Genomic DNA, 26,524 nt, shown 5'->3' on the forward strand with positions numbered 1-26,524 from the left:
GCTCGGCACCGGAGCACTAAACGGGCCGGCCGGGCAGCACACGCAAGGCTGAAGCACGCCGGGCAACCTGTTCGTACTCGGCTTCGTAGGCTGGTACGACGTTGGGCCAGGCGAAGAGCCGAGCCCGTGCAAGCGCCTGTTGGCTCAGCTCGGCACGGAGGTCGGCGTTCCTTGCCAGCCGCACAATGCCCTGGGAGATCGGCTTTGGTCGACGCACGTCCACCAACTCGCCGGCGCGGCCGAGGTCGAGGAGCCAGGGCACCGCTCCCGAGGAACGGCCGGCCACTACCGGCAGTCCCCGTGCCATGGCTTCGAGCACGGTCATCCCGAAGGATTCCTCAAGGGTGGGTGCCACAAAGATATCCGCGGTGTCCATGGCGGTAAGCACTTGCTCTGCCGGCATGGCGCCGACGAAGGTCACTCCATCGGCCAGGCCGTGGCTGCGTGCCCAGCGTTCCGCCTGACCTCCGGGGCCGTGTCCGCCGCCGATCAGCGTCAGTTCGACCTCACCCAGCTCATCACGAACGGCAGGAAAGGCGCGCAGGAGAGCGCTTGTGTTCTTGCCCTTCGAAAATCCGGAAGTCACCGACAGCAGGTGGCGAACAGGCTGATGAATCCTTGGCGGCTCCTGTCTGAACGCAGAAGTGGGGAGGCCGTTTGGCACCACGGTAGCCGTGCCTCGGCACCATCGCCGCAATCGATCACCGATGTAGGGGGAGACCGCCGTCAGGTGGCTCGCTTTCGCCAGACAACGGCCCTGCATGGCGAGCCGCACCATCCGATAGGCGTCCCGCTGGTGTCTCAGAATGGCGGGCGCCCAGTCACGTACAGTGACCAGTGTGGGGTGTCGACCCGACAGGGCTCCCAACGCGAACTCATATGTCCAGTGGGCGTGCACCACGTCCACATCTACTGAGTCGAGTAGTGTGCGAACGGCCTCGCGTTCCCGCCGGAAGGCGTCTCTGGCGCGGTGCCGATGGCGGTAGGGGCCGGTCAGGACATCGACTGTACCGATGCGCGAGTGCACAGGTCTGTCGATTTCGCGACTCAGGGTCACAAGGGTCACGTCATGACCTCTTGACGCAAGCTCCGCGACCATTGCTGCCGTGCCCGGTCCTCCCAGACCTGTGGGTGTGGTCTGCTCCGTGGGCTGGTCGAGCAGACGTGCAAGCCGCGGCAGATCAACCGGCGCAGCGATCGCTACTCGCACGGGCATCCTTCCTGATTGTTGGGCGCTGCTCACGCGGGACCTGATTCGCGACTGATGCGAGCGAATATCCTGTTGGCCCGGACCTTGGCGCGGGGCGAGGAGAAGGGCATGCCCCGGCCCCGGGATCGCGCAGCGCTCGCCGGCTGTGACATGCCATCAACACATCAACGGTGGCCATGGGCACCCCCGGAGCGCACCAGCCGGTGGTAGATCTCGGCGTAGTCGGCTACGCCCCGCTGCAGCCCGAATCGTTCCCCAATTGATCGATCGGCACCCATAGGAGGCCCGCCCTTGCTCTTGCAGAAATGTGCAGCGCTCTCGATGGCGGCGGAGAGCTGCGCGGGGCCGGTGTCGGTCAACCATGCAGCGGGGCTGGCTCCTGCCACATCCCTGAGCCCGGGAACGTCCGCGAGCACCAACGGCAGACCGGTCATGAGTGCTTCTACCGCAGCCAGCCCGAGCCCCTCGTATGCGGAGGTCATGACAAACATATCTGCGGCGTGCAATGCCTGCAGCGGATGCCTGCGCCCCAGGAATCGGACTTGGCGTGAGATGCCCAATTCTTCGGCGAGACGTCGCTCCTTGCCCGTTCCGTCCTCATCTCCCACATGGAGGTACACCAAGTCCGGCAACCCGGCGATTTGAGCGACCGCTTCCAGGATCGCCTCATGGCGCTTGACCGGTCCGCAATTCCCGACGCTGACCACCACGAAGTCGTGGTCGTGAAGTCTCAGGGCTTGCCGTGCCTGGTCCCGCTGATACTTTGTCGGCGGGCTGAACTCCTTGCTGCACCAGTTCTCAATGACCTGGGAGGGGTTCCTGAAACGTCGCTTCTCATTGTCGGTCACCCCATGGCTCACGCCTACGTGAACGACGCCCATACGGCGAAGGGCCTGGCGCTGCAGCTTTCGCTGTACACGCAGCATGCCGCCGAATCCGAAGACGCTGTGCACCGTGCGGACGACCCCTGCTCCAGCGCTGAGGGCAGCGAGGCCGAAGTAGAAGCTGGCTCGCTCGGGGTGCAGGTGAACCACGTCGTAGCCGCCCTCGCGCACCCGGCGGGCGAGCCGCGGCGGTACACGGAACAGTTGTCGGTCCGGCTCGTGGAGCACCGTGTAGCCGACGCCTCGCAGGTCGGCCGCGAAGGGGCCCGGCTCGGGCCCCACAGCCAGCACGTCCACCTTGATGCCGTGATGCTTCCAGTGCTCGGCGGCCGTATGGAGCATCATCTCGGCTCCCGAGGCCCGCAGTCGGTTCAGAACGTGCAGAACGTGAACGTCCCTGCGCCCATGTCGGCCGTGTTCCATTCCGGACCTCCGTTGGGTTGAGCCCGATCAGCCAGTCTCGACCGTCGGGTCAGCCAGATGTCGCTGTTCGTTCTTCAGGAGTGTCAACGAGTGAGGCTTTGGACCGGCTTCCGCGTGGAGCGTTCCCGGGATGGAGACTTGACGGCCTCCGCTTCCACGACGAGGGCGAACTCCTCACGGATCTCCATGTCCCTCAGCTCGGGATCGTCGCTCTGCCTCGGTTCGAACCTGCGGACATCGGTGAACCCGGCCAGGGTCAGTTCGTCACGCAGTGCCTGGAAGTCCCACAGGTATCCGACATGGTGGCCGCACTCTTGAAAGGCGACGCGGAGCAGGTCAACCGGATGATGGGCTTCATAATCTTTCATGTTCGACAACGCGATGAGGCGCCGCATTTCATGGTCTCTCTTTGTGTAGCGTTCCACCAGATACTCGACGTCCGGCGTTGCCAGTCGAATGCGTCCGCCGGGGACGAGAGCTCGGTACGCTTCACGGAACAGCCTTCTGTTGGGCTTCATGCGCAAGTGCTCGATCACATTGTCGGCGTAGATGTGACTGACCGACGAAGTCGGCACCGGCCAGTGTTCTGTCGCATCAAGGTAATGACGCGTACACCAACTGACATCAGTGCCGATCCATCCAGGGCGTTTCGTTCGGTGGGCGCCGATCTCGATCTTGCAGGGAGATGTTGCCGACGTCAGGGCTCGGGAAAATCGAAAACGAGCAACCGGGCGATTCGCTGCGGCCAATGCGAACTTAATGGTCTCCTTGGGCAGTGACATGGCGACAGTGTGGCATGAACCCTCGAAGGTATTGTGCGGACACTCTGTCCGCACCCGAAGTCGCCTGCCCGGGTTGCTGGGCCCGGCGTCCTCCGCTCACGTTTGCCGTTCGATGATTTCGAGCAGGCCATTGCAGAAACGCGCCGCCATGCCGTCGATCGTGTAATTCGCGGCATCTCTTCGGCATGCTTCGCGGAGCGATGCCAGACGGGAGCGGTCGTTGAGCAACTCCTGGACTGCAGCCGTGTATGCCACCGGATCATCCGGTGTGACCACGGCGTTGTGTCCGTTCTCCAGGTACTCGAACTCTGGAGCGTGCCACGGCCAGTTGGTGGTCACAACGGGTGTTCGGAGGGCGAATGAGTCGACCGCGCACAGGCCTACTCGTCCTGGCATCAACATGACGTCGGACACCGCGCCGAGCAGCGCCACACGCTTCCCGGAGTGATGGCCCAGGGCCACCACCGGGCCGTCAGCGGCAGACGCGGCCTCCACCAGGTGACGGTCGGCGCCGTCTCCGGCCACCAGCAGTCGAAAGCCGGGAAGAACAGCCGCCAGGTGGTGGGCGCAATCCAGTAGGAAAGGGATTCGCTTCGGAGCGTCGAGCCCACCCACGAAGAGAGCGGTGCGTCCGGGCACAAGGCGATGGCGCTTGCGGAGTTCGGCGGCCTCGGCGTGCTCGGGTGTCCCAGGGATCTCCGAGCGGCTGCGTGTGACCGCCAGTTCCGTGGTGTCCACGCAGTTGCGCACGACGGTGATTCGGTCGACGGGGAAGCCGCGTGACGACGCGTGCGCTGCTCCCCCCTCCGTGTAGGCGAAGAACCAGTTCGCGCGGCGCGTGACGACGTCCTTGGCCGCTTCCTGGAAGCGGCTCATGCCCTTCGTGTAAGTACGGCCGTGACCCCACAGAGCAACCTGGGGGGAGGGGCCCGCCGCCGATCTCATCCGTCGCCTCGCCAGTAGCCAGTACGTCTCGAGGTTGTGAAGCGCCTGTTCCAGCACGACAACGTCAGAGGTGGCCGTCCTTTGCCGCACCTCGTGCCAGAAGAGGGACGGCCCGCCCGGCAGGGTCAGGCGCCAGGTCGGAACCTCTACCGCGCCGGCACAGTGAGCGGCGTCCCGGCGTGCCGCAACGATGGGCGGCGGTGGCCCGTGAAGGACTTTCAGAGCGCAGTCGGAAGCCTCGAGGCGTTCTTGCACACTGCTGAAGAAGGCTGTCCTGTAGTGGGGGACATAGGGCTGCACCACGGTGATCCGTCGCAGGCGTTTCGCACTCTTCGGCATCTCGTCCCATCACTGTTCGTGGTTGTGCAACCTGCTCGGCGCCATTCATTCGAGTACGCGGGACCGGCGATGGGTGATGGCGGAGGCATAGACCTCTTCCATGCATGCAGTCCAGGTGTTTTCCGCGTATCGAGCCGCGAACACTTTCCGGCAGTGAGTGCGAAGCGTGGGAAAGTGTTCGGAGGCTCGCAGCAGTGCGGGGCGCAGGGGTTCCTCCGTGTCGATGGTCATCCCGGTGCCCTGCTCACGCACGAGATGCCCCACCGTGGAACCGGTGAATGCGATCACCCCCAACCCTGCGGCCAGAGCCTCGATGTAGACCAGGGGCTCCGCCCCTTCCAGGCAGCGGCCGGGGAAGACCAGTCCTTTCTGGGACGGCAGGCGACGGCGTAGCTCGTCGTGCGGCAGTTCGCCCAGAAAGCGCACCGTCGGCGGAGAGACTCGACGGCACTGCTCGGCCAGCGGGCCGTCGCCGATGACGTCCAGGGGCTCATCCGCCGGCCATCGGCCGAGGAGTTCCAGCAAGCCCTTTTCCTCACTGATCCGTCCCACGTAGACCCACCGCGAGCACGTCTCTTCCGCAGGTGACGAACCGGATTCGCGACCAGCGGAGAGTGCGGGGAGCTCCGCGATGAAGTTGGGCACCAGAGCGAGCCGCTGCTGTGGGATGCCGGCTCTCAGATACATCTGCCGACTGGTTCCGGACAGGACCACCAGCCTGTCGGCATGGTGCAGAAGCGGGTTGGCTGCGGCCTGCTTACGGTTTGCCCACGCGAGGGGAACCGTGGCGGCTCGCGAGCCGCGATAGCATCCGTGCCGCAACCCGGCCCAACGGTCCCCGTCCAGGCAGCGCGTGCATGTGGCTCCCTGGCGGTAGAACGTCGCCGAAGCGCACAGAGCCCGGTAGTTGTGCAGGGTACCGACCACCGCGCCTTCCCAATGAGCCAGCCACCTGCGACCGAAATTCGGAAACAGGTTGTGCACGTGCACCACATCGGGACGAAGCTGTCGAAGCGTGGGAAGCGGCGAAACGCCATGTCCCGTGGCGACCGTGATCGCGGCCCGAAGAGGGTAGAGCGGTGTGCGGCTCAGTTCGTCGGTGTGGGCGGCCACGAGGTGAGTTTCATGCCCTGCGCGCCTCAGCGCCTCCAGCTGGGCCAGTACGGCGCAGTTCTCGCCGCTCGGACTCCCGGAGCCGTAGAAGCTGTGCACAAGAGCGATGGTGTAGGTCACAAGGGCACCCCGTGAGTCGTTCGGCGCGTTCTCTTCCGATCCGTCAAACGCCGTGCGTCATGTGCGGTGCCGAGCAACCAGATTGAACGTGGTCGGAGGAAAGAACCGCTCTCCGATTGTTTGAAGGAGCCCGGACTGCGTCGACCAGTAGCGCTGCACCTCCACTGCGTCGAAGTTCTGCGCGAGGAGGTCACGCACTGCTTCCTCGTCGACGCCGTTGCGGACGACGTGGTACTCGACCATGTCGGCCTCATTGGTGTCGTCGTAGATGCCACGGATTCGCCGCAGACGGGTGGCGAGACCCCGGCGGAGATGGCCCTGCCCCAGGCGCCAGAGAAAGTACGCGTTGCGGTCGAGGTTCATCGACATCTTCGAACGCCGTGGATACCACATAGGGTCCTGGGCGCTGAAGAAAGTTCCGCCCGGAGCGATCTGACCTACCACCCTTTCGATCGTGCCCAGGTAGTCGGGGATGTGATGCAGGACGGAGATGCATACCACTGCGTCCACGTCCCCGACTCGGCAGGAGGCGGTGCCGTCCTGGTCGTGGATCACGGTGACGTCCGGATTGTGGCGGAAGCGGCTTTGGAGGAAGCGAACGCTGGGCTCGCTCATCTCCGTTACCGTGACCTGCGCACCGGCGGCCAGAAGATGATCGGTGAAGGTGCCGTGGCCGGCCCCCAGTTCGAGTACTCGGCATCGCCCGTGCTGATCGATGACCTCCCGCACGAGAGTGTGCAAGCAGGAGATGAGCCGGCCTCGGATCTTGTGATGGCGAATATGGGGCGAGCCCTCGGCATAGTCGTGCCCGAGGCCGTGCTCGCGCTCCTGCAGCTCCCTCATCGAGGGCTTGGCCTGAGTCGTCGTCATGAGGAGTCACCTTAGGAATTCCGCGTGGAATGTTCGTGCCGCGAGGGACGCGGACGAATCCAGGTGATCGGCGACCTGACGCACCGATCGCTCCGATGCGTGGTCCGCACCGCCTGCCGTACCACCCCGCGTACGAAACGCGCGTTGCCGAACAGATACCGCCGCCACAGACGACGTGGCTCGCTGCCGATCCGGAAGAGCCACTCCAGCCCATTGTTCTGTATCCAGGGCGGTGCCTGGCGTTTGGTGCCCGCGACGAAATCGAAGGCCGCGCCCACGGCCACCGCCACCACGGGGAGTTCGGCACACAGGTCGGCGGCCCAGCGGTCCTGCTTCGGGGTGCCGAGGCCCACCCAGACGATGTCCGCATCGGCGGCACGGATGTCTTCGGCCTGGCGGCGCAGTTCCTCGGCGGTCAGCGGGCCGAACGGAGGGGAGCACGTGCCGACGATCCGAGCCTGGGGGAAACGGCGGCGCAGTTCCCGGTGCAGCCCCTCCAGCACCTCGGGTGTGGAGCCGAGGAGGTAGTGGCGCACGTCGGTGTTCTGGCTCAGGGCGAAGACGTCCAGAAGCAGATCGGGACCGTACACGCGTGTGCTGGGCAGAGTTCTGTCACGGTGGAGCAGTTGGTTGGCCCAGACGACCGACTGTCCGTCGGGGAGGTTCAGAGAGGCTGAACGAAGGAGGCCGCGAAGCTCGGTGTCCTGGTCCGCCAGGGCGAGCGTATAGGCGTTCGAGAGGTGGACGTCGCTGCCCTGCCTGGCGGTGAGGGCTTCCGGAGGACCGGGCTGGGCATGGCGGGTCTCGCGGACCCGTCGGGACAGGTGCAGCACATGGTCGGCCGCGCTCTCCCGGGTGTGCGCTGTGATGGGCACGCCCAGGCACTCGACCACGGGTGCGGCGGGCGTCGCAGAGGGCCGCTGGATGGGGGGCGGGGCCGTCATGAGCGGGCTTGAGGGATCGGCGGCGAGGAGAGAGGGCGGTTCCAGCCTTCGGTGAAGTCCCCGGAACCCAACCGGCGGAAGTAGGTGATCGTGTCGCACAGCCCTCGCTCCACCGGAGTCGTGGGTTCCCAGTCCAGCAGTTCCCGGGCCTTGGTGATGTCCGGGCGCCGTCGTTCCGGGTCGTCCTGAGGGCGTGGGATCAGTGCGATGTCGGAGGCGGTCCTGGTCAGCTTGCCGATCCACTGGGCCAGTTCAAGCATGGACATCTCATGAGGATTGCCCAGGTTGACCGGACCGCCGTGGTCACTCATCGCCATGCGGAGCAGTCCGTCGACCACGTCGTCCACGTAGCACAGCGATCTGGTCTGGCTGCCGTCGCCGGTGACCGTGATCGGCTCTCCCCGCAATGCCTGGCTGATGAAGGTGGGGATGGCCCGCCCGTCGTCTGCGCGCATCCGAGGGCCGAACGTGTTGAAGATGCGCACGATCTTGGCATCGACGCCTCGGCATCTGCGGTAGGCCATCGTCAGCGCCTCCCCGAAGCGCTTCGCCTCGTCGTACACCGAGCGGGGGCCAACCGGGTTGACGTTGCCCCAGTAGCTCTCCGGCTGGGGGTGGACCAGGGGGTCCCCGTACGACTCGGAGGTCGAGGTCAGCAGGAAGCGGGCGCCCTTCGCGGCGGCCAGGTCCAGGGCGTGCCAGGTGCCGACCGACCCCACGCGAAGCGTCGCCAGGGGCAGCCGCAGGTAGTCGGTGGGCGAGGCAGGGGAGGCCAGATGGAACACAGCGTCCACCTGGCCCGGCACCTCGAGCCCATGGGTGATGTCCCGGTCGTTCAGCTGGAAGCGTCGATCTTCCTTGAGGTGTTCGACGTTGTGGGGGCTGGATGTCAGGAAATTGTCCACGCAGACCACCTCGTGGTCCTCGTGGAGCAACCGCTCGCACAAGTGGGACCCGATGAAGCCGGCCCCGCCCGTCACTACCGCACGCATGCGCGTCCTCTCGGCCGCCACGCCCCAGGGAGACAGGCGGCAATTAGCGGTGTCATTGCTGAAGCTCAGGTTGATGTCGTGTTTCCATCCATTGGTCAGTTATCTGCCGATTGCAGTCCTGACACAGGCATATGACATCGAATCAGGTTCCTTTTCACTCGTTCTGTCTACAAAGAGGTATGGAATGCTCGTATCCGCTGGAGAGACGGCACACGATCGGCAGCCCCTGGATCGGCAGTCGTCGTGGGGAGCCCTGGCGGCCAAACGGGTCATCGACCTGATGGGGGCCAGTGTCCTGCTCCTGGTGCTGGCGCCGGTTCTCCTGACGGCGGCCGTTGCCGTGAAGGTCGACACTGCGGGCCCCGTGCTCTTCCGGCAGCGACGCACGGGCTGGCAGGGCGAGGAGTTCCACGTCCTCAAGCTGCGCACGATGCGGGTCGGGGCCGAGAGGATGCGCGGGACCATGGCGGCTCGCAACGAGGCCGACGGGCACCTGTTCAAGATCCGTGACGATCCGCGGGTGACCACGGTCGGGCGCTGGTTGCGCCGATTCTCCCTGGATGAGCTACCGCAGCTGATCAACGTGCTGACCGGACAGATGTCCCTGGTCGGTCCCCGGCCACTGCCTGTGGAGGACTCGTCGTTCACCGGTCAGGCGTGCCGTCGCCTTCAGGTCCGGCCTGGACTGACCGGGCTGTGGCAGATCAGCGGCCGGTCCGACTTGGCCTGGGAGGACGCCCTCCGTCTGGACCTGGAATACGTGGACACGTGGTCCATCCGGCTGGACTTGGCGATCCTCTTCCGCACCTTGCCTGCCGTGCTGCGCGGTAACGGCGCCTACTAGGGCCAGCGTCTGAGAATGCCGCGTCTGAAGAGCCTGAACCTCCGTGCTGTCGGCCGTCTGCTGCGACAGCGCCACGTCCGCCTGCCCGTGTGCGCCGCCGCCGTGCTGCTGTTGGCGGGCGTCGGCTGGGTCGCCGTCACCGGTGTGCTCGCTCGCGGCGAACTGCTCGCCGCCCAACGGAGTCTGGAGACCCTGCGCGGGCAGCTTGCCGCTGACTCGCCACCCCGGGGCTCCGCCCAGCGCCTGCAATCTGTCGAGACCGCCGTCGATCGGGCTGCGCGACACGCAGCCCGGGCGCACCGCCTCACCACCGGGCCGGTCTGGTACCCGGCGGCCCACCTGCCCTTTCTCGGAGGACCGCTGCGCACCGTGCGCGGTGTCGCCGAAGCCTCCGACCGGCTGACTCACGAGGTGCTTCCTCCGCTGGTGCGCACCGCCGCCCACATGGGGGCCGACGCGGGAGACGACGCGGGACCCCTCGATCTCGCCGCGCTGCGCCAGGCAGCTCCCACTCTGGAACGGGCCGCGCACAGCGCCTCGGAAGTGCGTACGGACGTCGACGAGCTGCCCCGCAGTACGTGGCTGTCGGCCGCTGACAAAGCCCGGGCCCGGCTCGCCCAGCAGCTCGGCCCGATCAGCACCGCCACGGACCACGCCGCCATGGCGGCCAGGGTGATTCCGCCCATGCTCGGAACGGACGGGCCGAGGCGTTATCTGGTGGTGTTCGAGAACGCCGCCGAGGCCCGTGGCACCGGCGGGCTTCCCGGGGCATTCGCGGTGCTCACCGCCGAAGGGGGGCGGCTGAGCTTCGAGGACTTCGGCAATGACACCGAACTGTCCGACGTCCGTGCCGCCGTCGACCTGCCGGACGAGTACGCCAGGCTCTATGGCCCCAACGCTCCGACCAGCACGTGGGTCAACACGAATCTGAGTCCGCACTTCCCGTACGCCGCCCGCATCTGGACCGCTGCCTGGCGCGCGCACACCGGCCGGCGACTGGACGGTGCGATCTCGCTCGACCCCGGTGCGTTGTCCGGTCTGCTCGCGCAGTCCGGATCCGCCTCGCTGGCCGACGGGACGGTCGTCACCGGCGCCAACGTGGTCGATCTCACTCAGCGCACCAGCTATGCGGCATACGAGAACGTCGACGAGCGCAAGGCGTTCTTCCTTGATGTCGCGCGTGCTGTCGCCGATCGGCTGATGGGAGCCATGGACGATCCGGCGCGCCGCCTGCCGCTGTTCACGGCCCTGCGGCAGCAGCTGCAGGAGGGACGGATCAAGGTGTGGAGCGCTCACCCCGAGGAGCAGCGTGAGGTGCGGAAGCGTCCCTTCGGGGGTGCCCTGCCGGATGGGCCCGCGCCACTCGCCGGGCTGGTGGTGACCAACGCGGCGGGCACCAAACTGGACTATTACCTGGATCGCCACCTGGTGTGGGAACCGGGCCGGTGCAGGGCTGGGGAGCGTGAGGTGACCGTGACCGTACGCCTGTCCAACCGGGCACCGTCCTCGGGGCTGCCCTCGTATGTCACCCAGCGGGTGGACGAGCCGCCCTACCCGACCAGGCCCGGCGACAACCGGCTGCTCGTTTCATACTTCGCCAGCAAGCAGTCCGGCCTGACCGAGGCCACACTCGACGGTCGCCCGGTGCTGTTGGCCTCAGGGGAGGAACGCGGCCATCCCGTGTACATCCTGGACCTGGAGATGCCCGTGGGTTCCACCCGTACGCTGGTGCTCCATCTGCTGGAGCAGCGCAGCGACCTGCCCCCGACGGTGCTGCGACAGCCGCTGGTCCATCCGCTGCACGCCACGGTTCGGCCGTACGGTCCGTGTGAGGGCTGACCGGTGGCGTGACGATCCCTCAGGCCGGGGACGTCATGCGCTCGAGCCGTCGGTACCTCGACGAGTCAGTGGGGCCCCCGCTTCGCCGGGACGAACAGGACGCGGAACATCTTGGGCCAGAACTTGCCGGTGATCAGGAACTGTTGGTGCCGGGGACGGCCGCGACACCGTTCAGCACGGATCCCTGCACGCTTTCGTCCTCACGCAGCAGGCCCGAGGCATCCATGCTCGCCGTCACCACACCGGTGGCGGAGTCGATGCGCACGATCCGATCGGTGAACAGCGCATTGGCGTACACGGCCTCGCCGACGCACTCCAGTTCGTTCAGCTTCGTCACCGGTCAGCCGCCCAGGGTGACGGTGATGCCGCCCGTCCGCGCAAGCGTCCCGGAGTCCCGGAACGTCAGCCGGGACGACCCGTCACTCGTCACCAACCGGTCCCCGGACGGCTGGTGGCACACTCTCCGGCCTTCGTCGGGGTACGGGAGACGACGCACCTCCGACAGCGTCCTCGCGTCGCGTTCGATGGCGATCCGGTTCCGCCAGGTGAGCTGCCAGAGCCTTCGGCCGAGCACGGTGATTCGCTCACCGAACAACGGCGCGGGCATTGCTGTGCGGGCGGTCGGGCGCCCGCCGGGCGGGCCCGCCCGCACCGAGGACCGGCCGGCCAGGCCCGTGCCCTCGTACAGCGTGCCGCCGGCCGTCTCCAGTCCCTGGGTGAACGCCTGCGGATCGTGCGGAAGAACCTCGAGCACGTTGACCCGCAACTGCTCGACGTCGTCCGCGGAGACCGCCCCGCTCTCCGCTGTCCTGCTCCCGGCGGCCGTGCCGGACCTGGCGTGTTCCCTTGTGCCCCCGCCGCGCAGGAGGTGAGCAGCACCCCCAGAGCAAGGCCTGCCACCGTGATTCGCAGGCCTTCAGACACGACAGGCACCCCCTTGCTTCACGATGGCACTGAGCTGCGTCACCAGGGGCCGGCACAGAAGAGCGGGGGCGCGGTCCGCGCGCGGTTCCGGCAGGTGCAGCACCGGGGTGCGGCTGGACGGGGCAGTTGGCCTCGGCGGTGACCGTCTCGTCTGTTGCCGAAGTGTGGGAAGGCCAGGCAACGGCGATCGGCCCGCAGTAGGGCGAAGGCAGCAGGAACCACTCCCGTGCCACGGATCTCGGCGATGTTCCGCAATGCGACGAAGCAGCGCCGTTTCCCGTGCCCACTGAGCATCAGCGACAGGATCCCGGGCGCGACGGCGACGCCGGTCATGGCGGGGGTGACGCGGGCGAGCTGCCGCGAGAGCCGCTCACGGGTCCGGTCGGCCGTCGGCCGCCGGGTGGCACGCAACGGCCGACCGGTCACGCCCCGCGCCCTTGCCGCGATGCCGGCGGCTCGGTGCGGTTCCGGAGAGTACCTCTGCAGCGCCGTACCCGCACGGTCACGACCGGGCCGCCGAGGATGGGAGGAGAGCGGCTGTGAACCAGGCCGGACCCGTGGTGAGGGCATGCGCCCGCACGGCGGGCTTCCGTCGGGCCGTGAACAGTCCGGAGCGAGCAAGCAGTCCATCTTCTTCGCTCTCCTCGGTCATGTGCGGGCCGGGCGGCGCGGCGACGGCCTTGACCAAGACTGAATACACGGACTGTCAGCGCGCATGACTGCCGCGCGGTGCGGCGTCGCTCAGGAGCCACCGGATGGTGTTAGCGCTCGCTCTGCCTCGCGCACGCGCACTGGTGACGGTGGACCGGACCACCGATGGACGTGTGTCTGCCGCCAGGGCTGTTTGTCGGGCCGACATGGGGGTGGCTACCCGGAGTGAGACGTTCGAGCCCCTACTTTTCAAGGGTGCATACAGGGAGTAAACGTCATCTTCGGGCGGCTTCCTCGGTTCTATGATGGGGTACAGGTTGGATCTCCACGGATTCCTGAAGGCTCTTGCCAGACGCTGGCCGACCGTTCTGGTCTGCCTGGTTCTCGCGGTCGGGACGGCGCTCGCCGCCACGAACCTGACCACCCCTGTCTACGAAGCCAGGACTCAGCTCTTCGTCGCCACCCGCACGGGTGAGGACACCGCTCAACTGAGCCAGGGGCAGACGTTCTCGCAGGCCCGCGTGCAGTCCTATGCGGCCATCGTCTCGACCCGTCGGGTGACTGCGCCCGTGGTTCGTAAGCTGAAGCTGCGCACCACACCGGAGGAGCTGGCATCGAGGATCACGGCCGAGGCCCCGCTCGACACCGTGCTCATCAACATCACCGTCCGGGACACCGTTCCCAGTCGTGCTGCCAAGATCGCAAACGCCGTCGCCGCGGGTTTCACCACCGTCGTCGAGCGACTGGAGAGACCTGCGCGACTGAACCGGCAGCCCTCAGCAGGCGAGACGGAGGAACCAGATGTGCCTGTTTCCCCCGTCTCGTTGGGCGTCACCCAGCCGGCGGTTGCGCCCGCCGATCCCGTCTCGCCACGCCCGCTGCTCAATCTGGCTGCCGGAGTGCTCGGCGGACTGCTGCTGGGAGCCGGGCTGGTCGTCCTGCGCGAGACCCTGGACACCACTGTCAAAACGAGTCAGGCACTCGGCGAGCTCACCGGGCTGCCCAGCCTCGGATCCATCCCGTACGACAGGAATGCACCCAAACAGCCGCTCGCCGCCGTCACTGGGTACTCCGGGCGTGCCGAGGCGTTCCGCAAACTGCGGACGAATCTGCAGTTTGCGCAGGTCGACGACCGCCCCCAGATCATCATGGTGACGAGTTCGGTACCCGGCGAGGGCAAGACCAACACCGCGGTGAACCTGGCTCTCTCGCTCGCCGAGGCGGGCGTGTCCACCTGCCTGGTGGACTGCGACCTACGCCACCCGACTGTGGCCAAGACCTTCGGTCTTGTCGAGGACGCCGGACTGACGACCGTGCTCATCGGACAGAGCCGTGTCGATGAAGTGATGCAGCGGGCCGGCAATTGCCTCTCGGTGCTCGCCAGCGGCGCCACCCCCCCCAACCCCACCGAACTGCTGGCCTCGGCGCGAATGGGAGAGGTCCTGGGCGAGCTCGCAACCACTTACGACGCGGTGATCGTCGATACCGCGCCGTTGTTGCCGGTCGCCGACACGGTCGGACTCGCCCCACTGACGCAGGGCTCGCTACTGGTCGTCCGTGCCTCCAAGACCAGTCGTGACCAGCTTCGCACCGCCATCGAGGCGTTGGAACGCGTGGGAAGCCGCATCCTTGGCACCGTCTTCAACATGGCCGCGACATCCCAGAGCGGCGGCTACGGCCGCTACACGACGTACGGCGACCTTCCCGCGCCCCGTGTGTCGGCCCACCCCAAAGAGGGGGCGGGTCTTGACCCCTGATCTTGGACGCCAGGAGACGGATCTCGAGCCGGTCTTGGCGGATCGTTGCAGCGGTTCTGTCCGGGTACGGGAATCGCGTCTTCGTCTTCGCGCGACCTCCGTCTGAGGTTCTGCTGAGCCGGCACATGGAAGGGCGCTGCCCGGGAGCCTCGGTGGCGTCTCGGGCAGCGTCCCGGATCAGGTGGGCGGCGTCAGTCTCAGAAGGTGAGCTTGAAGCTGTTGATGTAGCCGGTGTCGTAGCGGGCCACGTCCTGCACCCGGAGCTTCCAGGTGCCGTTGGCGGTCTCGCTGGAGGCGTTGACCGTGTAGGTCTCCTTGACGTCGTTCGCGGAGTCGGAGCCGCTGGAGTTCTTCAGGCGGTACGCCGTGCCGTCGGGGGCGACCAGGTCGATGACCAGGTCACCGCGCCAGGTGTGGACGATGTCCACGCCGACCTTGAGGGCGGACGGGGCGTTGCCCGAGCGGCCGGTGACGTCGACGGACGAGGTCACGGCGGAGCCGCGGTCGGGGATGGCCACGTCGGTGGTGTTCTCGAAGACCGTGCCGTCGCCCGGGTCGCCGCCGCCGGGGCGGTCGCCGACGTTGATGCCGGCCCAGGCGTCGGTGACGGACTTGACCTCGGCGCTGTCCGCTCCGTACAGCTCCGTCGCGACCGCGAGGGTGCCGGCGCGGGCCCCCGCGTAGTCGGTACGGGAGGTGAACTTGGTGGTGAGCGCCTTGTACCAGATCAGCGCGGCCTTCTCGCGGCCGATGCCGGTCACCGGCAGGCCGTCGGAGGTCGGCGAGTCGTAGCTGACGCCGTTGATCGTCTTGGCGCCGCTGCCCTCGGAGAGCAGGTAGAACCAGTGGTTCGCCGGGCCCGAGGAGTAGTGGACGTCGACGTTGCCGATGCCCGAGTACCAGTAGTCCTTGGACGAGCCGTCCCTGCTGGGCTTGTCCATGTAGCGCAGCGGGGTGCCGTTGCCGCGGATGTCGATCTTCTCGCCGACGAGGTAATCGCCCACGTCATGGGGGTTGTTGGCACTGAACTCCACGGCCGCGGCGAAGATGTCGCTGGTGGCCTCGTTGAGACCGCCGGACTCGCCGCTGTAGACGAGGCCCGCGGTGTTGGAGGTGATGCCGTGCGTCATCTCGTGGGCCGCCACGTCGATCGAGGTGAGCGGCTTGCTGTTGTTCGCGCCGTCGCCGTACGTCATGCAGAAGCAGCTGTCCTGCCAGAACGCGTTGACGTAGTTGTTGCCGTAGTGCACGCGGGAGTACGCGCCCACGCCGTCGCCGCGGATGCCGCTGCGGCCGTACTCGTTCTTGAAGAAGTCCCAGGTGAGGGCCGCTCCGTAGTGGGCGTCGGCGCCCGCGGTCTCCAGGTTCGACGGGGAGCCGTTGCCCCAGATGTCGTCGGGGCCGGAGAAGAGGGTGCCGGTGCCCGACGTGCCGCGGTTGAGGTTGTACGTCTTGTGGTTGCCGCGACCGGTGTCGGTGAGCGTGTACGACGGGGCGGTGCCCAGCGTGACCTGGCCGCTGTACTGGGTGTTGCCGGTGCCGTTGTGGACGGCCTGCCACTCGAAGAGCTTCTCGCCGGTGGCCGCGTCGGTCACGACGTGCAGCTCGTTCGGGGTGCCGTCGTGCTGGAGCCCGCCGACCACGGTCTCGTAGGCGAGGGTGGGGCTGCCGGTGCCCATCCAGACGACCTTGCGGGGGGCCCGCTCGGCCTTCGTCGCCTTCGAACCCTCGGCCTTGGCGGCGCCCAGTGCCTGCTTCTCCGCCGTGGTGGGCGCGACGTCCGCGCGGGTGTCGACGTTCTTCAGGGCGGCGCGGGACGCCTTGGTGACCGCCTCGGTCGCACCCGTGGCGGATTCGGCGACCACGAGGTCGCCGCCGAGGACCGGCAGGCCCTCGTAGGTGCGCTCGTAGCGGGTGTGCGTGGTGCCGTCGCGGTCCTGGGTGATGTCCCGGACGGTGAGCTTCTCCTTGGCGGACAGGCCGAGTTGCTTCGCGGTGGCGGCCGTGGTGGCGGACGCCTCGCGTATCAGCTCCGCGCGCTGGGAGGGTGACAGGTTCTTGGGCAGTGCGCCGGGGTCGGCCTTGCCCGCCTTCGCCGGGGCCTGGGCTGCCGGCTGGGCGGCGGCGGAGGCTCCGGTCTGGAAGCCGACGGCGAGCATGGCGGCAGCGGCGACGAGGGCTCCGGTCGCGGTGGCGCGCCGGCGATGCGTGGGTCTCACGCGGACTCCTTCTGCGAGGGGGGTACCGGTCGGCTGGGTGGGCCGGCCGGGCAGAGCATGGGAGCTGTGGTGCGTGGATCGCAGGAAGAGTGACAGCCGCGAACGGGTCCTGTCAGGAGCGCGACAAAAAGTTGGCCGGAATTCGTCCGTTGCCCGAGAGGTCGTGTTCGTTAAGCGGACGTTTCGTCGAGTGTCGTGGAGGCGAGCCTCGACCACACCGGGCCGCGCCCGGTGCCGGCTCCGGGCGGGACTCACCCCTGGGAATGAGTACCCGTACTCAAGTCCCCATCGCCTCGCGTGGATAGTGTGTCTCCGGCTGCGTCCACTCGGACTTCTGGTCGGCGAAGACCCCGCCGCCGTCGCCTTCCACCGGTTGACGAGCAGGGGCTCAGCTCACCACGCTGTCCCGCCACGCCCGGTGCAGTCCCGCGAACCGGCCCTCGCCGCCGATCAGCTCGTCCGGCGAGCCGTCCTCGACGATCCGGCCGTGCTCCATCACCAGCACCCGGTCCGCGATCTCGACCGTCGACAGCCGGTGCGCGATCACCACCGCCGTACGGCCCTCGAGCACCGTGTCCATCGCCCGCTGCACCGCCCGCTCGCCGGGGATGTCCAGCGAACTCGTCGCCTCGTCGAGGATCAGCACCGCCGGGTCGGCGAGCAGCGCCCTGGCGAAGGCCACCAACTGCCGCTGGCCCGCGGAGATACGCCCGCCGCGCTTGCGCACGTCCGTGTCGTACCCCTCGGGCAGGGACGCGATGAAGTCGTGCGCGCCGATCGCCTTCGCGGCCTGCTCGATGTCCGATCGGGCCGCCTCCGGCCGCCCGATCGCGATGTTCTCCGCGACCGTCCCGGAGAACAGGAACGCCTCCTGCGTCACCATCACCACGCCGCGCCGCAGCTCCGGCACGGCCAGGTCGCGCAGGTCGGTCCCGTCGAGGAGCACCCGGCCCTCGGTCGGGTCGTACAAGCGCGCCAGCAGCTTGGCCAGCGTCGACTTGCCGGCACCGGTGGAGCCGACGACCGCGACGGTCTGCCCGGCCGGGACGGTCAGATCGAAGCGGGGCAGGACCTCGCCGCCCGTACGGTAGGCGAAGCGCACCTGCTCGAAGACGACCTCGCGGCCAGGGCTGCCCGACTTCCGCTCCGGCAGCGCACGGGGCTCGCGCGCCTCCGGCACGGTCGGCGTCTGTGCCAGCAGGCCCGCGATCTTCTCCAGGGAAGCGGCCGCGGACTGGTAGGAGTTGAGAAACATCCCGAGCCGGTCGATCGGGTCGTACAGCCGCCGCAGATACAGCACCGCCGCTGCCAGTACACCCAGCGCCAGCGTGCCTCCCGCGACCCGGTACGCGCCCCACAGCACCATCGCCGCGACGGCGGTGTTGGCGACGAGCCGGGAGCCGACGACATAGCGGGCCATCTCCAGCAGCGCGTCGCCGTTGCGGCGCTCGTGGCGGTGGTTGAGCACCTGGAAGCCGGCGTCGTTGGCCCGCTCCCGCCGGAACGCACGTACCGGGCGGATGCCGTTCATCGTCTCCGCGAACTTGACGATGACCGCCGCGATCGCCGTCGAGCGGTTCATGAACACCGCCTTGGCACGGCGCTGGTAGAGCCGTACGAGGAGGTAGAGCGGGACGAACGACAGGACCGCCATGCCGCCGATCCCGAGGTCCAGCCAGAGCAGCACCGCCGAGATGTACACGAAGGCGAGCACGACGCCGATGAGCTCCTGCAGCCCCTCGCTCAGCAGCTCGCGCAGTGACTCGACATCGGTCGTCGAGCGCGAGATCAGCCGGCCGGAGGTGTACCGCTCGTGGAAGTCGACGCTCAGCGCCTGCGCGTGACGGAAGATCCGGCCGCGCAGATCGAGCAGCACGTCCTGGTTGACGCGGGCGGAGGCGCGGATGAAGGCGTACTGGAACGCTCCCGCGGCCACCGCGCACAGCGCGTATCCCACGCCGACGGCGATCAGCGGGCCGTGGTCGTCCGCACGCAGCGCCGGGACGCCGCGGTCGATCGCGTATGCCACGAGCAGCGGGCCCGCCTGCACCGCCGCCTGCTGGAGGAGCAGCAGCACCGCCGCGAGCACGACACGGGCACGGCGCGGTGCGAGCAGCGAGCGCAGCAGCGCGCCGGTCGCGCCGGGAGGCGCGGGGAGGGCGTCCTTGTCGAACGGGTCCTCGAGGACGGGGGCGTCGGTACCGCCGGGGACGCCCGCGCCGGCCGGGGCCTCGACGCCGTCGGGTGCGTCCGGCGCGGTCGCCGGAGACGTCGTCCCGGGGGTCGCCCCGGGTGCCGTGGGAGGCGTTGTCGGGGGTGTCGTCGTCACAGTGCGGTCCCTTCGGCGCTCGCGCTTCGTTCGGCATCCGCGCCGGACATCAGCCATGCGTACTCGGTGTTCGTACGCAGCAGTTCCCGGTGCGTACCCACCGCCGCGATGCGGCCCCCGGACAGCAGCGCGACACGGTCCGCGAGCATCACCGTCGACGGCCGGTGGGCCACCACCAGCGCGGTGGTGTCCGCGAGGACCCGGCGCAGCGCCGCCTCGACCAGCGACTCGGTGTGCACGTCGAGTGCCGACAGCGGGTCGTCGAGGACCAGGAAGCGCGGCCGGCCGACGACGGCGCGCGCCAGGGCGAGACGCTGGCGCTGACCGCCGGACAGGCTCAGGCCCTGCTCGCCGACCTGGGTGGCCGCACCGTGCGGCAGCGCGTCCACGAAGCCGGCCTGCGCGATGTCCAGGGCGCGGCGCAGCTCCGCGTCGCCGGCACCGGCCGCACCGCCCATCAGGACGTTCTCGCCGACGCTCGCGGAGAAGAGCGTCGGCTCCTCGAAGGCGACCGACACCAGCTCTCGCAGCCGCTCGCGCGCAATGGTGGTGACGTCCTGCCCGTCGAGCGTGATGCGCCCGCCGGTCGGCTCGTACAGCCGGGGTACGAGCGCGGTCAGCGTGGTCTTGCCGCTGCCCGTGCCGCCGACGAGAGCCATCGTCTCGCCCGGGCGTACGTGCAGGTCGATCCGGGCGAGGACGGGCACGCTGTCCGCGGGGGCGTCCGGGTAGCGGAACTCGACGCCGTCGAAGCGCAGTCCGCCGTCCGCTGCCGGCCCGGCCGGTGCGGCCCCCGCGCCGTACGTCACGCGTACCTGCCCCGCGCCGTACGTCTCGCGCTCCTCCTCGGCGTCCAGCACCTCGAAGTACCGGTCCGCCGCGGTCGCCGCCTCCTGGCTCATGGCCAGCAGGAAGCCGATCGACTCCACGGGCCAGCGCAGTGCCAGCGCCGTCGACAGGAAGGCCACGAGCGTGCCCGCGGAGAGACCGCCGTCCGCGACCTGGACGGTGCCCAGCACCAGGGCCGCGCCGATGGCCAGCTCGGGGATGATCGTGATCAGTGCCCAGACGCCGCCCAGCAGCCGGGCCTTGCCGAGTTCCGTGCCGCGCAGCCGCTCCGACAGGCCGCGGAACGCCTTGGCCTGGCTGCGGTGCCGGCCGAAGCCCTTGATGATCCTGATACCGAGGACGCTCTCCTCGACGAGGGTCGTCAGATCACCCACCTGGTCCTGCGCCTTCCGCGCGACCAGGGAGTACCGCGCCTCGAACAGCGAGCAGACGAAGACCAGCGGCACGACCGGTACCAGCAGGATGAGCCCGAGTGTCCACTCCTGCCCGAGCAGGATGACGAACCCGACGAGGATCGTGGTGCCGTTGACGAGCAGGAAGGTCAGCGGGAACGCCAGGAACATCCGGAGCAGCATCAGGTCCGTCGTGCCGCGTGAGAGCAGCTGGCCCGAGGCCCACCGGTCGTGGAAGGCCACCGGGAGGCGCTGCAGATGGCGGAACAGGTCGGCCCGCATGGCCGCTTCGACACCCGCGAGCGGCCGGGCCACCAGCCACCGCCGGAACCCGAACAGCAGCGCCTCCGCGACGCCCAGCACCAGCAGGAGCAGCGCGCCGAACCAGACCCCGCCCGGATCCCTGTCGGCGACCGGGCCGTCGACGATCCACTTCAGCACCAGCGGGATCACGAGGCTCAGGCACGAGGCCACGACGGCGACGAATGCCGCGCTGAACAGGCGCGTACGGACCGGGCGGACATACGGCCACAGCCGCAGGAGCGAGCGCACGGCGGAGCGGTCCTCGGAGGCCGGACGACTGGCGTCCGAATGTGTGGTGGGCATCAGGTGCGAGCCTACGAGTGACCACTGACACCGCTCATGTGGTTTTCCGCCGGACGGGGCAAGCCGGGGCCCGATACGCCCTACTCATCCGGGCCGGGCCGGGCCGGCCCAGTCCAGTCGGGTCGAGTCCGGTCCGGCCCAGTCGAGTCCGCTCCGACCCGACCCGACCCGACCCGCTCCGACCCGCTCCGACCCGCTCCGACCCGACTCGCCCTACGCCCGCACCCGCAGCAGCAGCACCGACCGCGCCGGCACCCGCACCGCCTCACCCCCCGCGTGGACCGTGCCCGGCGCGGCCGTCTGCTCCTCCCGGGAGGTGTCCACCACCAGTTCGTACGCCTCGGCCCACGGCGGGCCCGGCAGCCGGAAGTCCACCGGTCCGGCCCCGGCGTGCAGCACCGTCAGGAAGCTGTCGTCCGTGACCTGTGCGCCGCGCGCGTCCCGGCCGGGGATGTCCCGCCCGGAGAGGTACAGGGCGAGCGTGGCCGAGCGGGCGTACCAGTCGCCCTCCGTCATCTCCCGGCCGTCCGCGGTGAACCAGGCGAGGTCCCGCAGCCCGTCCGCCGCCTGCGGCCGGCCGGAGAAGAAGGCGCGTCTGCGCAGCACCGGATGGATGTGACGCAGCGCGAGGAGCCGCCGGGTGAACTCCAGCAGACCCGCCGGTCCCGGTTCGTCGAGCAGTGACCAGTCCAGCCAGCTGACCTCGTTGTCCTGGCAGTAGGCGTTGTTGCTGCCGCGCTGGGTGCGGCCCATCTCGTCGCCCGCGACGAGCATCGGGACGCCCGTCGACAGCAGCAGGGTGGTCAGCAGGTTGCGCAGCTGGCGGCGCCGCAGCGCGTTGATGTCAGGGTCGTCGGTATCGCCCTCGGCGCCGCAGTTCCACGACCGGTTGTCGTTCGTCCCGTCGCGGTTGCCCTCGCCGTTGGCCTCGTTGTGCTTGCGCTCGTAGCTGACCAGGTCGCGCAGGGTGAAGCCGTCGTGGGCGGTGATGAAGTTGATCGACGCGTACGGCCGCCGGCCGCCCCAGGCGTACAGGTCGCTGGAGCCGGACAGCCGGTAGCCGAGGTCGCGGACATCGGGGAGTGCGCCGCGCCAGAAGTCCCGTACCGCGTCGCGGTAGCGGTCGTTCCACTCGGTCCACAGCGGTGGGAACGCACCGACCTGGTAGCCGCCGCTGCCCACGTCCCACGGCTCGGCGATCAGCTTCACCCGCCGCAGCACCGGGTCCTGCGCGATGACGGCGAGGAAGGGGGACAGCATGTCGACGTCGTGCATCGAGCGGGCCAGCGCCGCGGCCAGGTCGAAACGGAAGCCGTCGACGCCCATCTCGGTCACCCAGTAGCGCAGTGAGTCGGTGATGAGCCGCAGCACCTGCGGCTGCACCACGTGCAGGGTGTTGCCGCACCCCGTGTAGTCGGCGTACCGGCGGGCGTCCGGCTGGAGACGGTAGTAGCCGCGGTTGTCGATGCCGCGCAGGGACAGCATCGGCCCCAGCTCCCCCGCCTCCGCCGTGTGGTTGTAGACCACGTCGAGGATGACCTCGATACCGGCGGCGTGCAGCGCCCGCACCATCCGCTTGAACTCGCCGACCTGCTGACCCGCCGTGCCCGACGCCGCGTACGCCGCGTGCGGGGCGAAATAGCCGATGGAGTTGTAGCCCCAGTAGTTGACGAGCCCGCGCCGCAGCAGATGGTCCTCGTGCGCGAACTGGTGCACCGGCAGCAACTCCACCGCCGTCACCCCGAGCCGCACCAGGTGCTCGACCGCCGCCGGATGGGCGAGCCCCGCGTACGTGCCGCGCAGCTCCTCGGGGATGCCCGGGTGGCGCATGGTGAACCCGCGTACGTGCAGCTCGTAGATGACCGAGTCCGCCCACGGCGTCTTCGGCCTGCGGTCGTCCATCCACTCGTCGCCGCCGCCGGCGTCGTCGTGGACCACCACGCCCTTGGGTACGTACGGGGCGGAGTCCCGGTCGTCGCGGACGGTGTCGGCGACGTGTTGCTCCGGCCAGTCGCGGACGTGTCCGTACACCTCCGGAGGCAGCCGGAAGTCCCCGTCGATCGCACGCGCGTACGGGTCGAGCAGCAGCTTCGCCGGGTTCCAGCGCGCCCCGGTCCAGGGGTCCCAGCGGCCGTGCACCCGGTAGCCGTAGCGCCGGCCGGGACCGACGCCGGGTACGAAACCGTGCCAGATCTCATGGGTCAGTTCGGTGAGCGGCAGCCGGGTCTCTTCGCCCGACGCGTCGAAGAGGCAGAGCTCCACCCCCTCCGCGCCGCCCGCCCACAGGGCGAAGTTGGTCCCGGCCGACCCGTCGGGACCCACCCGGTACCGCGCGCCCAGCGGTGTCGGCGCCCCCGGCCACACCGGTGGCCGGCCACGGGGCCCGTCCGGTTCGCGGGCGTTTGGCCCGGCGCGGCGCGCGGGCGCTCCGGCCACCGCCGAACGGGTGCCGGGCGGCTCGCCCGGCACCCCCTCCCGCACTGCTTCCTGCTCGGCTGCGCTCGACACCTGCCGGCCTCCCGCGGCTCGTCGGGCCCTGCTGGAGGTACTCCCAGGCCCCGGGGCTCCGGTGGGCTGGCCCGCGGCGTCCAGGCCGCGGCACCCCACGCGTGGTCCTCCCACCATTTCTGCCCGCACCACCCGAGTCCCAACATCGCCCGCCGCCGACGTTGCCCGCACGGGGTGGTCGTCGTTGACCGTTACGTGAGACATGTACTGATGCGGGCAGGGCGCAAGGCCGCGGTCGTCGTGGCAGGGGCAGGACTGATCGCGGGCCTCGCCGGCTGCTCCGGCGGGACCTTCGGGATCGGGGACAAACCGGGAGCGCAGGATACGATCCGGGTGACCCCGGAGGACGGGGCGGAGAAGGTGCGTCCCGACGACACCGTCGAGGTGCGGCTGCCGAGCGGCAGACTGGAGCGGGTCACCGTCACCCGGATCGAGGACGCCACGAGGACCGAGGTCGAGGGGGAGATCTCCGAGAACGGGCTCCGGTGGATGCCCACGAAAGGCAGCCGGCTGAAACCCGCCGCCAAGTACAGCGTGGACGTGGTGGCACTGGACGGCCACGGCCGCCGGGCGGCCCGCCACACGACGTTCACCACCGTGGTGCCGGAGAGCCGGTTCATCGGGTACTTCAAACCGGAGAACCGCCAGACCGTCGGCACCGGAATGATCGTTTCCTTCGCGTTCAACCGGAAGATCGACAACCGGGCGGCCGTCGAACGCGCCATCCGCGTGACCTCGAAGCCGCCGATGGAGGTCGTCGGCCACTGGTTCGGCGGGGAGCGGCTCGACTTCCGTCCCCGTACGTACTGGAAACCGGGCACCGAGGTCACCGTCGACGTGCGGCTGCGCGACGTGGAGGCGGCGCCGGACGTGTACGGCATCCAGCAGAAGACGGTCTCCTTCACCGTCGGCCGGTCCCAGGTGTCCCAGGTCGACGCGGCGGCGCACACCATGCGGGTCGTGCGCGACGGCCGGCTGCTGGCGACCCTCCCCATCACCGCCGGCGCCCCGAAGACCACGACGTACAACGGCAAGATGGTGGTCACGGAGATGTACGACGTGACCCGCATGAACGGCGCGACGGTCGGCTTCACCAAGAAGGACGGCAAGAGCGAGTACGACATCAAGGACGTGCCGCACGCCGTCCGGCTGACGACCTCCGGCACCTTCCTGCACGGCAACTACTGGGAGGCCGCGGAGACGTTCGGTTCGGCGAACGTCTCGCACGGCTGCGTGGGGCTGCGGGACGACAAGGGCGGCAGCAGCGAGTCGCCGGCCGGCTGGTTCTACGACCGGACCCTGATCGGCGACGTGGTGGAGGTCGTGGGCTCGAAGGACAAGACGGTCGCACCGGACAACGGCCTCGGCGGCTGGAACCTGGACTGGCGGCAGTGGAAGGCGGGTTCCGCCCTCCGCTGAGCCGCCTCCGCCGGTCGGCTGCCCCTGCCGGTCTGCCCCCACCGGTCTGACGCCTCCGCCGCCCCCTGGGGCCGCGCAGCCTCCGCCGCCCCACCGGCCTGACGCCCCCGCAGGTTTGGGACCGAACGGTGACGTGCGGGTGCACACGTGGTGACCTGCGGTGTGATTGTCTGTCGCCGTGCGCGTGCGAGGCGCGCGGGGGCGGGCCGTGGCGCTGCCAGGCCGTGCGAGGGGAGAACACGACGGTGAACGGGCAGCCGATATCGGGGGCATCGGCCGGAACCGGACGGGGGCGCGGGGGCGTCGTGCTGTCCGCTCTGGTCATGGGGGCGATGCTGGTACTGACCGCCTGCGGCGGTGGCGGGGGCTCCGACAAGGGCAACGGCACGGATTCCGGCGCGAAGGGCGGCAGCGGGAAGGTCGAGAACGCGGCCTCGCAGGCGGTGGTCACCATCACGCCCAAGGACGGTGCGGACGCCGTGGCGACCAGCGGCGCGCTCAAGGTCACCGCGGCGAAGGGCAGGCTGACCACGGTCGTCGTGCAGGACGACAAGGGTACGAAGATCGACGGGAAGTTGTCGGCGGACGGCGCGAGCTGGGAGCCGCTGCACCATCTGGCCGGCGCGACCAAGTACAAGGTGCACGCGGTCGCCGAGGACGCGGAGGGCCGGGAGTCGGCCAAGGACACGTCCTTCACGACGCTCGTGCCCCAGAACACCTTCATCGGCCACTACACGCCGGAGAACGGCTCGACCGTCGGCGTCGGCATGCCGGTCTCCATCAACTTCACCCGCGGTATCACAGAGCCGGAGGCCGTCGAGAAGGCCATCACGGTCACCGCGGAGCCGTCGGTGCCCATCGAGGGCCACTGGTTCGGCAACGACCGCCTCGACTTCCGCCCCGAGAAGTACTGGGCCGCCGGCACCAAGGTGACGGTCAAGCTCAACCTGGACGGCGTCGAGGGCCGGCCGGGCGTGTACGGCAAGCAGGCCAAGAGCTTCTCGTTCACCATCGGCCGCAGCCAGGTCTCCACCGTCGACGCGGGCGCCCACACCATGAAGGTGGTCCGTGACGGCAGGGAGATCAAGAACATCCCGATCACCGCGGGCGCGCCGTCGACCACCACGTACAACGGGCAGATGGTCATCAGTGAGAAGTACAAGGTGACGCGGATGAACGGCGCCACCGTCGGCTTCGGTGGCGAGTACGACATCAAGGACGTGCCGCACGCCATGCGGCTGTCGACCTCGGGCACCTTCGTCCACGGCAACTACTGGGCCTCGGCGGGAACGTTCGGTTCGGCGAACGTCAGCCACGGGTGCATCGGGTTGCGCGACGTGCGCGGCGCGTACGACGAGAACACCCCGTCCGCCTGGTTCTACAACAACTCGATCATCGGTGACGTGGTGATCGTGAAGAACTCCAAGGACAAGCAGATCGCGCCCGACAACGGCCTCAACGGCTGGAACATGTCCTGGGCCGAGTGGACGAAGTAACACGCCCCGCCGGGTCCGGTGCTGTGAGCAACGGCACCGGGCCCGCTCGCGTTAACGCGGACTAACCTC

The 26,524-nt window shown here is 68.9% G+C and carries 17 protein-coding genes and 1 pseudogene; 5 read left to right on the plus strand and 13 right to left on the minus strand.

Annotated features, from left to right (window positions below; all coding sequences use genetic code 11):
• Positions 1–16 precede the first annotated feature (16 nt).
• From AB0903_RS19130 to AB0903_RS19165, 8 genes are all read right to left on the minus strand, one after another.
• Positions 17–1,216, minus strand: coding sequence for a glycosyltransferase family 4 protein (locus AB0903_RS19130; protein WP_366704341.1), 1,200 nt, complete (start codon positions 1,214–1,216; stop codon positions 17–19).
• Between the two features lie 158 nt (positions 1,217–1,374).
• Entirely contained in the window at positions 1,375–2,439 is a 1,065-nt protein-coding gene (locus AB0903_RS19135; protein ID WP_366704233.1) for a glycosyltransferase, read from the minus strand.
• Positions 2,440–2,600: 161 nt separating this feature from the next.
• On the minus strand, positions 2,601–3,299 hold the full coding sequence (locus tag AB0903_RS19140) for a methyltransferase domain-containing protein (protein ID WP_366704235.1): 699 nt from the start codon (positions 3,297–3,299) through the stop codon (positions 2,601–2,603).
• Positions 3,300–3,395: 96 nt separating this feature from the next.
• Complete coding sequence (locus tag AB0903_RS19145) at positions 3,396–4,175, minus strand: glycosyltransferase family 4 protein (RefSeq protein WP_366704237.1); 780 nt, start codon at positions 4,173–4,175, stop codon at positions 3,396–3,398.
• 453 nt (positions 4,176–4,628) lie between these two features.
• Positions 4,629–5,816 (minus strand): glycosyltransferase family 4 protein, encoded by a 1,188-nt coding sequence (locus AB0903_RS19150; RefSeq protein ID WP_366704239.1) that lies wholly within the window; start codon positions 5,814–5,816, stop codon positions 4,629–4,631.
• A 57-nt stretch (positions 5,817–5,873) separates the two neighbouring features.
• Positions 5,874–6,686: a class I SAM-dependent methyltransferase gene (locus tag AB0903_RS19155; RefSeq protein ID WP_366704241.1), complete on the minus strand. Its 813-nt coding sequence runs from the start codon at positions 6,684–6,686 to the stop codon at positions 5,874–5,876.
• Positions 6,687–6,697: 11 nt separating this feature from the next.
• Complete coding sequence (locus AB0903_RS19160; RefSeq protein ID WP_366704243.1) at positions 6,698–7,561, minus strand: WecB/TagA/CpsF family glycosyltransferase; 864 nt, start codon at positions 7,559–7,561, stop codon at positions 6,698–6,700.
• 65 nt (positions 7,562–7,626) lie between these two features.
• Positions 7,627–8,622, minus strand: a complete 996-nt coding sequence (locus AB0903_RS19165; RefSeq protein WP_366704245.1) for a UDP-glucuronic acid decarboxylase family protein — start codon at positions 8,620–8,622, stop codon at positions 7,627–7,629.
• A 184-nt stretch (positions 8,623–8,806) separates the two neighbouring features.
• Between AB0903_RS19165 and AB0903_RS19170 the strand changes: the two genes are divergently transcribed.
• Together AB0903_RS19170 and AB0903_RS19175 are read left to right on the plus strand one after the other, a co-directional pair.
• Positions 8,807–9,466, plus strand: coding sequence for a sugar transferase (locus AB0903_RS19170; RefSeq protein WP_366704247.1), 660 nt, complete (start codon positions 8,807–8,809; stop codon positions 9,464–9,466).
• 15 nt (positions 9,467–9,481) lie between these two features.
• On the plus strand, positions 9,482–11,305 hold the full coding sequence (locus AB0903_RS19175; RefSeq protein ID WP_366704249.1) for a DUF4012 domain-containing protein: 1,824 nt from the start codon (positions 9,482–9,484) through the stop codon (positions 11,303–11,305).
• 133 nt (positions 11,306–11,438) lie between these two features.
• Here the strand turns inward: AB0903_RS19175 and AB0903_RS19180 are convergent.
• Positions 11,439–12,059, minus strand: a pseudogene (locus AB0903_RS19180) (glutaminyl-peptide cyclotransferase).
• 1,138 nt (positions 12,060–13,197) lie between these two features.
• Between AB0903_RS19180 and AB0903_RS19185 the strand changes: the two are divergent.
• A complete protein-coding gene (locus tag AB0903_RS19185) occupies positions 13,198–14,637 on the plus strand; it encodes a polysaccharide biosynthesis tyrosine autokinase (protein WP_366704251.1) in 1,440 nt (479 codons plus the stop codon).
• Between the two features lie 197 nt (positions 14,638–14,834).
• Here AB0903_RS19185 and AB0903_RS19190 read toward each other — a convergent pair whose 3' ends face one another.
• The 4 genes from AB0903_RS19190 to glgX form a co-directional block, all read right to left on the minus strand.
• Positions 14,835–16,856 (minus strand): M4 family metallopeptidase, encoded by a 2,022-nt coding sequence (locus AB0903_RS19190; RefSeq protein WP_366704252.1) that lies wholly within the window; start codon positions 16,854–16,856, stop codon positions 14,835–14,837.
• A 388-nt stretch (positions 16,857–17,244) separates the two neighbouring features.
• Positions 17,245–19,185, minus strand: coding sequence for an ABC transporter ATP-binding protein (locus tag AB0903_RS19195; protein ID WP_366704254.1), 1,941 nt, complete (start codon positions 19,183–19,185; stop codon positions 17,245–17,247).
• On the minus strand, positions 19,182–21,032 hold the full coding sequence (locus tag AB0903_RS19200; RefSeq protein WP_366704256.1) for an ABC transporter ATP-binding protein: 1,851 nt from the start codon (positions 21,030–21,032) through the stop codon (positions 19,182–19,184). Before AB0903_RS19200 ends, AB0903_RS19195 begins: the two co-directional genes overlap by 4 nt.
• A gap of 213 nt (positions 21,033–21,245) precedes the next feature.
• Positions 21,246–23,396, minus strand: a complete 2,151-nt coding sequence (gene glgX, locus AB0903_RS19205; RefSeq protein ID WP_366704343.1) for a glycogen debranching protein GlgX — start codon at positions 23,394–23,396, stop codon at positions 21,246–21,248.
• A 339-nt stretch (positions 23,397–23,735) separates the two neighbouring features.
• Between glgX and AB0903_RS19210 the strand changes: the two genes are divergently transcribed.
• Both AB0903_RS19210 and AB0903_RS19215 read left to right on the plus strand, forming a co-directional pair.
• On the plus strand, positions 23,736–24,959 hold the full coding sequence (locus tag AB0903_RS19210) for an Ig-like domain-containing protein (RefSeq protein WP_366704258.1): 1,224 nt from the start codon (positions 23,736–23,738) through the stop codon (positions 24,957–24,959).
• 245 nt (positions 24,960–25,204) lie between these two features.
• Entirely contained in the window at positions 25,205–26,455 is a 1,251-nt protein-coding gene (locus AB0903_RS19215; RefSeq protein WP_366704260.1) for an Ig-like domain-containing protein, read from the plus strand.
• The last annotated feature ends 69 nt before the right edge of the window (positions 26,456–26,524 follow it).

Source organism: Streptomyces sp. NPDC048389 (genome assembly GCF_040706335.1).
In the GTDB taxonomy this organism is placed as follows: domain Bacteria; phylum Actinomycetota; class Actinomycetes; order Streptomycetales; family Streptomycetaceae; genus Streptomyces.